Source organism: Nissabacter sp. SGAir0207, assembly GCF_005491205.1.
Classification (GTDB): Bacteria; Pseudomonadota; Gammaproteobacteria; order Enterobacterales; family Enterobacteriaceae; genus Chimaeribacter.
In genome coordinates this window covers 3,619,320-3,632,853 of the sequence record NZ_CP028035.1, presented here as the reverse complement: position 1 = coordinate 3,632,853, position 13,534 = coordinate 3,619,320, and the positions used below count along the sequence as shown (strand labels likewise).

Sequence of the window (13,534 nt, the reverse complement as noted above, 5' to 3'; positions counted from 1 at the left end):
CATGGCTGTTGAAGATACCCAGCCGCTTATCAGCCACCTGATTGAGCTGCGTAAGCGCCTGCTGAACTGCATCATTGCTGTACTGGTTGTATTTCTGGCATTGGCCTATTTCTCCAATGACATTTACCAATTAGTTTCCGCACCATTAATTAAACAGATGCCGAATGGCGCCAGTATGATCGCAACAGATGTGGCTTCGCCCTTCTTTACGCCGATCAAGCTGACCATGATCGTGTCGGTGTTTCTCTCCGCCCCGATCATCCTGTATCAGGTGTGGGCCTTCATCGCGCCGGCGCTCTATAAGCACGAGCGCCGCCTGATGATGCCGTTGCTGTTCTCCAGCACCCTGTTGTTCTATATGGGGATGGCATTTGCCTACTTTATCGTCTTCCCGCTGGCGTTTGGCTTTTTCGCCAAAACCGCGCCAGCCGGCGTCCTGATTGCTACTGACATCAATAACTACCTCGATTTTGTCATGGCGCTGTTTATGGCGTTTGGGGTGTCGTTTGAGGTGCCGATTGCGATTGTCCTGCTCTGCTGGAGCGGGGTGACCACGCCGGAAGACCTGAAGGCTAAGCGCCCCTACGTGCTGGTGGGTGCCTTTGTGGTGGGGATGCTGCTGACGCCGCCGGATGTCTTTTCCCAGACGCTGTTGGCGATCCCGATGTATTTGCTGTTTGAGATCGGCGTATTCTTTGGCCGCTACTACGTGGGCAAACGCCGCGATCCCCTTGATGATGAGTCAGACTCCTCATCCAGCGCGCCGTAAGGCGCTGACGATTGACCAGGCCGCCCTTACAGGGCGGCTTCTGTTTTGGACACCCTGATGTTTGATATTGGCGTCAACCTGACCAGTTCACAGTTTGCCAAGGATCGCCCGGACGTGGTGGCCCGCGCCCGCGCCGCTGGCCTGCGCGGTATGCTGATTACCGGCACCAATGCCGAAGAGAGCGCCGAGGCCGCCGCGCTGGCGGCGGAGCACCCTGGCTTCTGCTGGGCCACGGCGGGCGTACATCCGCACGCGGCCTCCGGCTGGGGCGAGGCAACGGCCGACCGGCTGCGTGAGCTGGCTGCCCTGCCGCAGGTGGCGGCGATTGGCGAGTGCGGGCTGGACTTCAACCGCAACTTCTCCGATCCGGCCAGCCAGGAGCGCGCCTTCACCGCCCAGCTGGCACTGGCCGCCGAGTTGCAAAAGCCGGTGTTCCTGCACTGCCGTGACGCCCACGCGCGTTTCATCGCCCTGCTGGCGCCGTGGGTGCCGCAGTTGCCCGGCGTGGTGGTGCACTGTTTCACTGGCACCCAAGCGGAGCTGGAAGCGTGTCTGGCGTTGGGCGCCTCCATTGGCATCACCGGCTGGGTATGCGACGAGCGCCGCGGGCTGGAGCTGCGGGCGCTGCTGCCGCTGATCCCGGCGGATCGCCTGTTGCTGGAGACGGACGCCCCCTATCTGTTGCCCCGGGATTTAACCCCCAAACCTGCATCCCGCCGCAACGAACCCTGTTTTCTGCCCCATATCGTTCAGCAGGTCGCCATCTGGCGCCAGGAAGACCCTAAATGGCTCGGTGAGAAAACTGATGACAATGCCCGTCGGCTGTTCCGACTGGCCTGAGTAGGAGAAATACGATGAGCTATGCATTTCCGGGCACCTTTCCGGGTCGCCGTATGCGCCGTGTGCGCCGCCATGATTTCAGCCGCCGTCTGGTGGCCGAGAATCAGCTGACGGTCAACGACCTGATCTATCCGGTGTTCGTCATGGAAGGAAGCAACCGCCGTCAGGCCGTTCCCTCCATGCCGGGCGTGGAGCGCATGACGATTGACGAGCTGGTGAAAGAGGCGGAAGCCATCGCCAAGCTTGGCGTGCCGGTGCTCTCCCTGTTCCCGGTGATTGAGGGTGACCTGAAGTCACTCCATGCGGAAGAGGCTTACAACCCCAATGGTCTGGTGCAGCGCACCATCCGGGCGGTGAAAGATGCGGTGCCGGAGCTGGGCATCCTGACGGACGTGGCGCTGGATCCCTACACCACCCACGGTCAGGACGGCATCATTGATGCCGATGGCTACGTCATCAATGACGTGACCAAAGAGATTCTGGTGCGTCAGGCGCTCTCCCACGCGGAAGCCGGTGCAGAGATCATCGCGCCAAGCGACATGATGGATGGCCGCATCGGTGCCATCCGTGACCAGCTGGAGGCGCAGGGCCTGATCAATACCCAGATCATGGCCTACTCGGCGAAATATGCCTCTTGCTACTACGGCCCGTTCCGTGATGCGGTCGGTTCCAGCAGCAACCTGAAGGGCGGCAACAAAAAGACCTACCAGATGGACCCGGCCAACAGCGATGAGGCGTTGCAGGAGATTGCCCAAGACCTGCAAGAGGGGGCGGATATGGTGATGGTGAAGCCGGGGATGCCGTACCTGGATATCATCCACCGCGTGAAACACACCTTTGGTGTGCCGACCTTCGCCTATCAGGTCTCTGGCGAGTACGCGATGCACATGGCTGCCTTCCAGAATGGCTGGTTGCAGGAGAAGCCCGCGGTGCTGGAGTCCCTGATGTGCTTCAAGCGCGCTGGCTCCGATGGCGTGCTGACCTACTTTGCCAAGCGTGTCGCCCAATGGCTGCATGACGCAGAGATGCAGCGCTAAACCGCGCGATCAAAAAAGGCACGCTCCGGCGTGCCTTTTTTATTGCCTGAACACCGTCACAGCTTGTGAAACTGGCGGTTGTCGAGGCTCTGGTGCACCTGTTTGTTGAGCAGCGTCAGCAGCAGCATCGAACGCGCCTCGCCATCCGGCTCGGTGTAGATGGCCTGAAGCCCCTCAAACACGCCATCGGTGATCAACACTTTGTCGCCGGGCTGCGGCATGTCAGGGTCACTGACCGTTTGTGTCGGCTGGCGCGCCAGTTCGCCAATCACCGTCGGGCTGACAATCACCGGCTGGTTACCGAAACGGATAAAGTGGCTGACGCCGCGCGTCGCGCTGATGGTGGTCGTGTGAATGCGCGCCGGGTCAAACTCGACGAACATGTAGTTCGGGAAGAGCGGCTCACTGACGGCGGTACGGCGTCCTCTGACCATCTTTTCAAAGGTGATCATTGGGCTGAGGCAATTGACGGCCTGCCGTTCCAGGTGCGCTTTCGCGCGCAGGAGCTGTCCGCGCTTGCAATACAATAAGTACCAAGATTCCATAGTTTCACACGCCTTTCTGCTATGGAAGCAAGCATAGCAAAAGCCATGGCGGATAAATAGCAGCGGCCGGATGTGGCGCGGCGCGCGTCGTTGATCGCGGTAAGGTGCGGCGCGGGGCGATTTCCATTAACGTAGGGGGAACCGGCCGGGCAGGCGCACCTTTCCAAGGAGTGGCCCTCTGCACGGCTCTCTTGCTGTCACGATTGATAAGATGAGGGCGATGAAAATGGAGCTGTTTCTGCTGAGCAATGGAAAATTGGCCGGGGATGACCGGCTGCTGGGCTATGCGCATGAGCGGCTGGCGGAGATGATTGCCCGCCGGGGCGTGGAGTCGGCCATCCTGATCCCGTATGCGCTGATCCGGGGCGACTACAGCCAGCGGGCGCAGGAGCTGGAGGCGGCGCTCGGCATCCGCGTCAGTAGCATCCACCACGCTGGCAGCCCGGCCGAGGCGCTCAGCCACGCCCAGTGCATCATTGTCTGCGGCGGCAACACCTGGATGCTGAACCAGATGCTGCATGAGCACAGCCTGATTGTGCCGATCCAGCAGGCAGTGCGCGAGCGCGGCACCCCCTACATCGGCTGGAGCGCTGGCTGCAACGTGGCGACCCCCTCCATCCGCACCACCAATGACATGCCAGTACGCAACAACGTGGTGCTGCCAGCGCTGGGGCTGTTCCCGGTGCAGATCAACCCGCACTACATCGATACCCATCCCGAGGGGCATATGGGCGAGACGCGCGATGAACGCATCGCGGAGTTCTGCGCCGTCAACCCGTCAGAGAGCGTCATCGGCCTGCGCGAGGGGAGCCTGCTGCAGGTGAGCGGCAACCGTCTGGAGTACTTCAGCGCGCGTGGCGAGGGCTACAAACTGTTCCGCCACGGCCGCGCCGCCACTGAACACCATGACGCACAGGCGTTGGCCGGGCTGGTGCCCTTCGGCTGCTGACGGCCAGCGGGGCGGGGAATGCTGCAACAAAATTGCAGCATCCCCCCTCGATAGCGCCTATAATGCCCTCTCACTGACGACAATAATTATCAGTATCAAATACTGTGGATCAGCATGAAATACCGGGATTTACGTGACTTTATCGCCTTGCTCGAGCAGCGGGGCGAACTCAAACGCATCAGCCAGCCCATCGACCCCTACCTGGAAATGACCGAGATTGCCGATCGCACCCTGCGTGCCGGTGGCCCGGCGCTGTTATTCGAGAACCCGAAGGGCTACCAGATGCCGGTACTGTGCAACCTGTTCGGCACGCCGAAGCGGGTGGCGTTGGGTATGGGGCAAGAGGAGGTCAGCGCGCTGCGTGAAGTCGGTAAGTTGCTGGCATTCCTGAAAGAGCCGGAGCCGCCGAAGGGCTTCCGCGACCTGTTCGACAAGGTGCCGAAGTTCAAGCAGGTGCTGAACATGCCGACCAAGCGCCAGGGCAACGCGCCCTGTCAGGAGCAGGTGTGGGAGGGCGATGCGGTCGATCTGAGCCGCATCCCGGTAATGCACTGCTGGCCGGAGGATGCCGCGCCGCTGGTGACCTGGGGCCTGACCGTCACCCGTGGCCCGCACAAGGAGCGCCAGAACCTCGGCATCTATCGTCAGCAGGTGCTGGGCCGTAACAAGCTGATCATGCGTTGGCTCTCCCACCGGGGCGGCGCGCTCGATTTCCAGGAGTGGTGCCAGGCCAACCCCGGCCAGCGTTTCCCGGTGTCAGTGGCGCTGGGTGCCGATCCGGCCACCATCCTCGGCGCGGTAACGCCGGTGCCAGATACCCTCTCTGAATATGCCTTTGCCGGGCTACTGCGCGGCAACAAGACCGAAGTGGTGAAGTGCCTCTCCAACGATTTGGAAGTGCCGGCCAGCGCCGAGATTGTGCTGGAAGGGTATATCGATCCGCAGGAGCTGGCGCCCGAAGGGCCGTATGGCGACCACACCGGCTACTACAATGAGGTCGATCACTTCCCGGTTTTCACCGTCACCCACATCACCCAGCGCAAGAATGCCATCTACCACTCGACCTACACCGGCCGCCCGCCGGATGAGCCGGCGGTGCTGGGCGTGGCGCTGAATGAAGTGTTCGTGCCGATCCTGCAAAAACAGTTCCCGGAGATCGTCGATTTCTACCTGCCGCCGGAGGGGTGCTCCTACCGTATGGCGGTGGTGACGATGAAAAAACAGTACGCTGGCCATGCCAAGCGCGTAATGATGGGTGTATGGTCATTTTTACGGCAGTTTATGTACACCAAGTTTGTTATCGTGTGTGACGATGATGTTAATGCCCGCGACTGGAATGATGTGATCTGGGCCATCACCACCCGCATGGACCCAGCGCGTGATACGGTGCTGGTGGAAAACACCCCCATCGACTATCTCGATTTCGCCTCACCGGTGTCGGGCCTCGGCTCGAAGATGGGCCTTGACGCTACCAACAAGTGGCCAGGCGAAACCCAGCGCGAGTGGGGCCGCCCGATCGTCAAAGACCCGGCGGTGACCGCCCGCGTGGATGCCATCTGGGACGAGCTGGCGATTTTCAGTGACAGGAAGCCGGGGCGCTAGGCCGGCCTCTCCTTAGTGTTGCACTATTGACCCGACAGAGGGAACGCATGACGATATTAAGCTGTACAGTGGCCTCCGTAGAGGCCATTACCGATACCGTATACCGGGTCAGGCTGGTGCCTGAAACGCCGGTGACTTTCCGCGCCGGGCAATATTTGATGGTGGTGATGGATGAGCGTGACAAGCGCCCGTTCTCCATCGCGTCCACCCCAGCGGAAAACGCCTATATTGAGCTGCACATTGGCGCATCCGAGCTGAACCTGTATGCGATGGCGGTGATGGATCGCATCCTGCAAGAGCGCGCCATTAACGTGGACATTCCGCATGGCGATGCCTGGCTGCGCGACGACAGCACCCGCCCGCTGATCCTGATCGCTGGCGGCACCGGCTTCTCCTATGCGCGCTCGATCCTGATCACCGCGCTGGAGCAGCAGCCGGGGCGCGACATCTCCATCTACTGGGGCGGGCGCGAGCTGTCACATTTGTATGACCTGAACGAGCTGGAAGCGCTGAGCGTGCAGTACCCGAACCTGAAAGTCATTCCGGTGGTGGAGCAGCCTGCCGAGGATTGGCAGGGGCGCACTGGCACCGTGCTGAGCGCGGTGTTGCAGGATCACGCCTCGCTGGCTGGCCATGATATCTACATCGCGGGCCGCTTTGAGATGGCGAAAATTGCGCGTGAGCGCTTCTGCAATGAGCGCGGGGCTGTTGCTGCCCAAATGTTTGGCGATGCCTTCTCCTTCCTCTGATTGCTGATTGCGCGCCATAAAAAAACCGCCCAAGTGGGCGGTTTTTTTTCGTCTGCCGTCAGGCCAGCTGTTCAAACACCGTCGCGATCCCCTGTCCCAGTCCGATGCACATGGTGGCCACGCCAAACTGCACGTCACGATCTTCCATCAGGTGCAGCAGGGTCGTGGAGATGCGTGCGCCAGAGCACCCCAGCGGGTGGCCGAGGGCAATCGCGCCGCCATTCAGGTTCACTTTCTCATCCAGCTGCTCCAACAGGCCGAGATCCTTGATGCAAGGCAGCGTCTGGGCGGCAAACGCCTCATTCAGTTCGAACAGGCCGATGTCCCCCACGCTCAGCCCGGCGCGTTTCAGCGCCAGTTGGGTGGCTGGCACCGGGCCATAGCCCATGATCGAGGGATCGCAGCCCACCACCGCCATCGCGCGGATGCGCGCCCGAGGGGCCAGTCCCAGCGCACGGGCGCGGGACTCGCTCATGACCAGCATCGCGGCCGCGCCGTCCGAAAGGGCGGACGAGCTGCCAGCGGTGACTGTGCCGTTGGCTGGATCGAATGCCGGTTTCAGCGCCGCCAGCGCTGCCACATTGGTCTCCGGCCGGATCACCTCGTCATAGTCGAGGCGGAACAGCACGCCATCGGCATCATGGCCGCCGGTGGGCGCGATCTCACGCTTGAAGCGGCCAGCCACCGTGGCAGCATGGGCGCGCTGGTGGGAGCGGGCAGCAAACTCATCCTGCATCTCGCGGCTGATGTGGTGCATCTTCGCCAGCATCTCCGCCGTCAGCCCCATCATGCCCGCTGCTTTGGCGACGGTGCGGCTCAGGCCAGGGTGGAAATCCACGCCGTGGTGCATCGGCACGTGGCCCATGTGCTCGACGCCGCCAATCAGGCTCACCTGCGCATCGCCGACCATAATGGCGCGGGCGGCGTCATGCAGCGCCTGCATGGAGGAGCCGCACAGCCGGTTGACCGTCACGGCAGGCACGCGGTGCGGGATCTCCGCCAGCAGCGCGGCGTTGCGGGCGATGTTGAAACCCTGCTCCAGCGTCTGCTGCACGCAGCCCCAGTGGATGTCATCTATTTCGCCCGGATCCAGCGCCGGATTGCGGTTCAGCAGCGCCCGCATCAGGTGCGCCGAGAGATCTTCCGCCCGCACCTGACGGAAGGCACCGCCCTTGGAGCGGCCCATCGGCGTGCGGAGTGCATCTACGATTACGACATTTTCCATCATTCACCTCATGCCGGCGTGCCGGCGGCGATATCCACCGGCGGCGTGGTTTCAGGGTAGTAGCGGCCATTGCTCTCCGCCTTGGCACGCAGCCCGGCGGGCACCTGGTAGAGCGGCCCCAGCGCGGCGTAGCGGTCGGCCAGTGCCACATAGTGGCGGCTGCCCAGCGTGTCCAGATAGCGGAACACCCCGCCGTGGAAGGGAGGGAAGCCCAGACCGTAGACCAGCGCGATATCCGCTTCGGCCGGGCTGGCGATAATCCGCTCCTCCAGACAGCGCACCACTTCGTTGATCATCGGGATCATCATGCGCGCGATAATCTCCTCACCGCCAAAATCACGATCCGCGCCACGCACCGCCGCCAGCAGCGGATCAACCGCCTCATCCGGCGTTTTGCGCGGCTTGCCTTTGCTGTCTTCACTGTAACGGTAGAAGCCCGCGCCGCTCTTCTGGCCAAAGCGCTGCTGTTCAAACAGCACGTCCACCGCATCGCGGTAATCTTTGCCCATCCGATCCGGGAAGCCTTGCGCCATCACGGCCTGCGCGTGGTGGGCGGTGTCGAGGCCGACCACATCCAGCAGGTAAGCTGGCCCCATCGGCCAGCCAAACTGTTTCTCCATCACCTTATCGACCTGGCGGAAGTCCGCGCCGTCGCGCAGCAGCAGGCTGAAACCGGCCAGATAGGGGAACAGCACGCGGTTGACGAAGAAGCCGGGGCAGTCATTCACCACCACCGGCGTCTTGCCCATCTGGAGGGCGTAGGCCACCACCGTCGCCAGCGTGCGGTCAGAGGTCTGCTTGCCGCGCACCACTTCGACCAGCGGCATCCGGTGCACCGGGTTGAAAAAGTGCATACCACAGAAGTTTTCTGGCCGCTTCAGCGCCTGCGCCAGCTGGCTAATGGGGATAGTGGAGGTGTTGGAGGCCAGCACGCACTGTGCGTCCAGTTGCGCCTCGGCTTCGGCCAGCACCGCGGCTTTGACTTTCGGGTTCTCTACTACCGCTTCCACTACCACCTGCACCTGATCCAGACCGGCGTAGGCCAGCGTCGGCTGGATGGCGGCGAGGGTTTTTGCCAGCCCCAGCCCATCCAGCTTGCCGCGCTCCAGTTGCTTGTTGAGCAATTTGCCCGCTTCATTCATGCCGAGCGTCAGGGACTTCTCATTAATATCCTTCATCAGCACCGGCACGCCTTTCAGCGCTGACTGGTAAGCGATGCCGCCGCCCATGATGCCCGCGCCCAGCACTGCCGCTTTGGTCGGTGCCTGAGTCTGCTTAGCCCGCTTTTTCGCCTCGCCCTTCACATACTGGTCGTTGAGGAAGATGCCCACCAGCGCGCGCGCCTGCGGCGAGCCAGCCAGCGGCACAAAGGCGGCGGTCTCCAACTTCAGCGCCTCCTCCCGGCCATGCTTCGCCGCGGCCTCAATGGTCTTGACCGCCGCCAGCGGGGCCGGGTAGTGCGGGCCAGCCTGTTGCATCACCAGCCCCTTGGCGACATTGAAACTCATCGCCGCCTCAATCCTGGAGAGCTTCAGTGGCTCCAGCTTTGGTTGGCGTGCCGCACGCCAGTCGAGCTGGCCGTCGATCGCCTGACGCAACATCTGCAAGGCCGCTGGCAGCAGCTTCTCGTCGCTGACCACTGCATCCACCAGCCCCAGTTTCAATGCTTCCGCCGCCGGGAGATCTTTGCCAGCGGTGATGATCTCCATCGCGCTGTCCGCCCCCAGCAGGCGTGGCAGGCGGACGGAGCCGCCGAAGCCCGGCATGATGCCCAGCTTGGTCTCCGGCAGGCCGATGCGGGCGTCTGGCGTGGCGACGCGCAGGTCGGTCGCGAGTACGCACTCACACCCGCCGCCAAGGGCATAGCCATTGATCGCCGACAGCGTCGGGACGGGCAGATCCTCCAGCCGGTTGAAGATTTGGTTGGCAAAGCCCAGCCACGCGGTCAGCTTCTCTGGCGGCGCGTCAAACAGTGACAGGAATTCGGTGATATCCGCCCCAACAATAAAGGCGGCCTTGCTGGAACGCAGCAGTACACCTTGCAGATTGGGCAGGGATTCCAGTACCGCAACGGCTTCGCCCAGGCTGGCGACCGTTTTGGTGTCGAGCTTATTGACCGAGCCTGGGGCATCAAACACCAGCTCGGCAATGCCGTTCTCCAGCCAGTGTAGGTGCAGGGTATCGCCTTGATAGAGCATCTCTCTCTCCTGAATCAGCGCATGAACTGGTATGACCAGATGTCAGGGAGTGTGGTGATTATGTTAATAATTTGCAAATGAAACGTTGTTTATTTGCCGGGGGGATCACAAACCTCTGGAGGCTACGCCCCTACTGCGGCTGTGGTAATATGCCCGGATCATGTGAAGCTAAAAGGATACTGTGATGGAAACGCTCTCTTCGCTTTATAAAGACCATATCGCTACCCTCCAGCAACGGACCCGCGAGGCGCTGACGCGCCATCAGCTCGACGGTTTGCTGATCCACTCCGGCGAGCCGCTGACGGTATTCCTGGATGACCATGACTACCCCTTCAAGGTCAATCCCCAGTTCAAGGCGTGGGTGCCGGTCACCCAGGTGCCGCACTGCTGGCTGTGGGTGGATGGCGTGAACAAGCCGAAGCTGTGGTTCTACGCGCCGGTGGATTACTGGCACAAGGTGGAACCGCTGCCGGAGAGCTTCTGGACGGAAGAGGTCGAAGTCATCGCGCTCAAGAGCGCCGATGAGATTGCCAGCCTGCTGCCCGCCGCCCGCGAGCGCATCGCTTACCTCGGTTACGCCCAGCCGCGCGCGCGCCAGCTTGGCTTTAGCGCCGATAACATCAACCCGCAGGGCGTGATTGACTATCTTCATTACTACCGTGCCTACAAGACCGGCTATGAGCTGGCCTGTATGCGTGAGGCGCAGAAGCTGGCGGTGGCGGGCCATCAGGCGGCGTATGAGGCATTCCTCTCTGGCCTTAGCGAGTTCGACATCAATATGGCCTACCTGACCGCCACCGGCCACCGCGATACCGATGTGCCCTACGGCAACATTGTGGCGCTGAATGAGCATGCGGCGGTGCTGCACTATACGCAGCTGGAGCAGCGCGCCCCGGCGGAGCTACGCAGTTTCCTGCTGGATGCGGGCGCGGAGTATAACGGCTATGCCGCTGACATCACCCGCACCTATGCCGCCCAGCCAGAGAGCGATTTCGCGGCGCTGGTCAGCGATCTCAATGAGCAGGAGCTGGCGGTGATCGCCACCCTCAAGCCGGGCACCCGTTACACCGATTACCATGTGCAGATGCACCACCGCATCGCCAGCCTGCTGAAAAAGCACGATCTGGTGCAGGGGCTGAGTGAGGAAGCAATGGTGGAGCAGGGGCTGACCACGCCATTCCTGCCACATGGACTGGGACATCCGCTGGGGTTGCAGGTGCATGACGTCGCCGGCTTTATGCAGGATGACCACGGCACCCATCTCGCCGCGCCCTCCCGCTATCCTTTCCTGCGCTGTACCCGTGTGCTGGAGCCGGGCATGGTGCTGACCATCGAGCCGGGCCTCTACTTTATTGATTCCCTGTTGGCACCGTGGCGGGAAGGGGAGTTCAGCCAGCACTTCAACTGGTCGCGCATTGAGGCGCTGAAGCCTTACGGCGGTATCCGCATTGAGGACAACGTGGTCATCCACGCGGATCGCATTGAGAACATGACCCGCGACCTGAAACTGGCCTGATGCAACCCTACCCAATACCCGCTGAAACGGTCACCGTCAGCGAAGAGATTAAAAAGAGCCGCTTCATCACTCTGCTGGCCCATGCGGAGGGAACGGAAGCCGCCAAGGCGTTCGTCCAGCAGTGCCGACAGGAACACCCCGACGCCCGGCACCACTGCTGGGCGTTTGTGGCGGGCGCGCCGGGGGATTCCCAGCAGCTCGGCTTCTCTGATGATGGCGAGCCTTCCGGCACGGCGGGCAAGCCAATCCTTGCCCAACTGCTCGGCAGCGGGGTAGGGGAGGTGGTCGCCGTGGTAGTGCGCTACTATGGCGGCATCAAGCTGGGCACCGGCGGGTTGGTGAAAGCTTATGGCAGCGGCGTACAACAGGCGCTGAAAAGCCTGCCCACCCAGCAGAAGGTGCCGCAGGCCGAGTTCTTCCTGCTGTGTGACTATGCGCAGCTCTCCATGATTGAGACGCTGCTGGCGCAGTATCAGGGCACGCTGCTGGAGGGCGAGTATGGCGCGCAGGTCAGGTTACGGGTGGCGCTGCCGCAAACCGTGACCGAAACGGTTTCCGCACGTTTGCGTGATCTGAGCCGGGGGGCGCTCACACTAAAACCGGTATCCTCTCCGCCGTCATAAATCGCCTACGGAGAGGCGCCATGCAATATCGCACCATTACCCGGATCGTCGGGCTGTTGGTCATGCTCTTTTCCGGCACCATGTGGGTGCCCGGCGCGGTCGCCCTGATCTACCGTGACGGCGCGGGACGTGCCTTTATCCAAACGTTTGTCGCCGCGCTGCTGATCGGTGTGCTGCTCTGGCTACCCAACCGAACCCAGAAGCAGCCGCTGAAAGCGCGCGAGGGCTTCCTGATTGTCGTGCTGTTCTGGACAGTGCTCGGCAGCGTCGGGGCACTCCCTTTCCTCTTTATTGACAAGCCAGCGCTTTCACTGACCGATGCCCTCTTTGAATCCTTCTCCGGGTTAACCACTACCGGGGCTACGGTGCTGGTGGGGCTGGACCACCTGCCGAAGGCCATCCTCTTCTACCGGCAGATGCTGCAATGGTTTGGTGGGATGGGCATTATCGTGCTGGCCGTGGCTATCCTGCCGATCCTGGGGGTCGGGGGAATGCAGCTCTACCGGGCAGAGATGCCGGGGCCACTGAAAGACAATAAAATGCGCCCGCGCATCGCGGAGACCGCCAAAACGCTCTGGCTTATCTATTTACTGTTGACCATCAGTTGTGCGCTGGCGCTGCGCGGTGCCGGGATGCCGTGGTTCGATGCCATTACCCACAGCTTCTCGACCATCGCCATTGGCGGGTTCTCCACCCACGATGCCAGCATCGGCTACTTCAACAATCCCACCATTAATACGCTGGTGGCGCTGTTCCTGCTGATCTCCGCCTGCAATTTTGGCCTGCACTTCGCCCTGATCACCAATCGCCGGATCGGTGTCTATTGGCGTGACCCGGAGTTCCGCATCTTTATTCTGATACAGTGCACCCTGACGGCGATCTGCACGCTGGTGCTGTGGCGGCATGAACTCTACCCATCCAGCCTGCTGGCGCTGAATCAGGCTTTCTTCCAGGCGGTCTCCATGTCCACCACCGCGGGCTATACCACGGTCAGCATCGCGGGCTGGCCACTGTTCCTGCCAATTTTGCTGCTCTGCTCCTCCTTTATCGGTGGCTGCGCTGGCTCGACCGGCGGCGGGATGAAAGTGATCCGCGTGCTGCTGCTCTCCCTGCAAGGCTCACGTGAAATGAAAAGGTTGGTGCATCCCAATGCGGTCTATACCATTAAGCTGGGGAACCGGATGCTGCCGGATCGCATCATTGAGGCCATCTGGGGATTTTTTTCCGCGTATGCGCTGGTGTTCATCGTCTGTATGCTGGCGGTGTGCGCCACCGGCGTGGATGAGTTCACCGCTTTTTCTGCGGTTGCCGCGACGCTGAATAACCTTGGCCCAGGGCTGGGCGGGGTCGCCGACAACTTTAATACGATGAATGAGCCGGCAAAGTGGATACTGATGATTGCCATGCTGTTCGGCCGGCTCGAAGTTTTTACCCTTTTGGTACTGTTCACCCCGACCTTCTGGCGTGACTAACCAAAACAG

Annotated in this window: 12 protein-coding genes; 9 read left to right on the top strand and 3 right to left on the bottom strand. The window is 61.7% G+C overall.

Annotated features, from left to right (window positions below; all coding sequences use genetic code 11):
- Position 1 precedes the first annotated feature (1 nt).
- Genes tatC through hemB form a run of 3 tightly spaced genes read left to right on the top strand, consistent with a single transcriptional unit; the run spans position 2 to position 2,646 of the window.
- Positions 2–769 carry a Sec-independent protein translocase subunit TatC gene (gene tatC / locus C1N62_RS16285; protein ID WP_137764605.1) on the top strand — a complete coding sequence of 256 codons (768 nt, stop codon included), beginning with the start codon at positions 2–4 and terminating at the stop codon, positions 767–769.
- Between the two features lie 57 nt (positions 770–826).
- Entirely contained in the window at positions 827–1,609 is a 783-nt protein-coding gene (tatD, locus tag C1N62_RS16280; RefSeq protein ID WP_137764604.1) for a 3'-5' ssDNA/RNA exonuclease TatD, read from the top strand.
- Between the two features lie 14 nt (positions 1,610–1,623).
- Positions 1,624–2,646, top strand: a complete 1,023-nt coding sequence (gene hemB / locus C1N62_RS16275; protein ID WP_137764603.1) for a porphobilinogen synthase — start codon at positions 1,624–1,626, stop codon at positions 2,644–2,646.
- A gap of 56 nt (positions 2,647–2,702) precedes the next feature.
- On the opposite strand, the gene rfaH is transcribed toward hemB, so the two are convergent.
- Positions 2,703–3,191, bottom strand: coding sequence for a transcription/translation regulatory transformer protein RfaH (rfaH, locus tag C1N62_RS16270; protein WP_137764602.1), 489 nt, complete (start codon positions 3,189–3,191; stop codon positions 2,703–2,705).
- 226 nt (positions 3,192–3,417) lie between these two features.
- On the opposite strand from rfaH, the gene pepE reads away from it, so the two are divergent.
- The 3 genes from pepE to fre all read left to right on the top strand — a co-directional run bounded on the left by pepE (position 3,418) and on the right by fre (position 6,491).
- The gene (gene pepE / locus C1N62_RS16265; RefSeq protein ID WP_137764601.1) at positions 3,418–4,140 is read left to right on the top strand and encodes a dipeptidase PepE; all 723 of its coding nucleotides are present in this window, start codon (positions 3,418–3,420) and stop codon (positions 4,138–4,140) included.
- 114 nt (positions 4,141–4,254) lie between these two features.
- The gene (gene ubiD, locus C1N62_RS16260; protein WP_137764600.1) at positions 4,255–5,742 is read left to right on the top strand and encodes a 4-hydroxy-3-polyprenylbenzoate decarboxylase; all 1,488 of its coding nucleotides are present in this window, start codon (positions 4,255–4,257) and stop codon (positions 5,740–5,742) included.
- A 47-nt stretch (positions 5,743–5,789) separates the two neighbouring features.
- Positions 5,790–6,491 (top strand): NAD(P)H-flavin reductase, encoded by a 702-nt coding sequence (gene fre, locus C1N62_RS16255; RefSeq protein ID WP_137764599.1) that lies wholly within the window; start codon positions 5,790–5,792, stop codon positions 6,489–6,491.
- A 58-nt stretch (positions 6,492–6,549) separates the two neighbouring features.
- Here the strand turns inward: fre and fadA are convergent, their stop codons facing one another.
- Entirely contained in the window at positions 6,550–7,716 is a 1,167-nt protein-coding gene (gene fadA / locus C1N62_RS16250) for an acetyl-CoA C-acyltransferase FadA (RefSeq protein ID WP_137765043.1), read from the bottom strand.
- Between the two features lie 8 nt (positions 7,717–7,724).
- Positions 7,725–9,914, bottom strand: a complete 2,190-nt coding sequence (gene fadB, locus C1N62_RS16245) for a fatty acid oxidation complex subunit alpha FadB (RefSeq protein ID WP_137764598.1) — start codon at positions 9,912–9,914, stop codon at positions 7,725–7,727.
- 184 nt (positions 9,915–10,098) lie between these two features.
- Between fadB and pepQ the strand changes: the two genes are divergently transcribed.
- The 3 genes from pepQ to trkH are packed head-to-tail and all read left to right on the top strand — an operon-like array spanning position 10,099 to position 13,525.
- The gene (pepQ, locus tag C1N62_RS16240) at positions 10,099–11,430 is read left to right on the top strand and encodes a Xaa-Pro dipeptidase (protein WP_137764597.1); all 1,332 of its coding nucleotides are present in this window, start codon (positions 10,099–10,101) and stop codon (positions 11,428–11,430) included.
- Complete coding sequence (locus C1N62_RS16235) at positions 11,430–12,053, top strand: IMPACT family protein (RefSeq protein WP_137764596.1); 624 nt, start codon at positions 11,430–11,432, stop codon at positions 12,051–12,053. Before pepQ ends, C1N62_RS16235 begins: the two co-directional genes overlap by 1 nt.
- 20 nt (positions 12,054–12,073) lie before the next feature.
- Positions 12,074–13,525: a Trk system potassium transporter TrkH gene (gene trkH, locus C1N62_RS16230; protein ID WP_137764595.1), complete on the top strand. Its 1,452-nt coding sequence runs from the start codon at positions 12,074–12,076 to the stop codon at positions 13,523–13,525.
- Positions 13,526–13,534 lie beyond the last annotated feature (9 nt).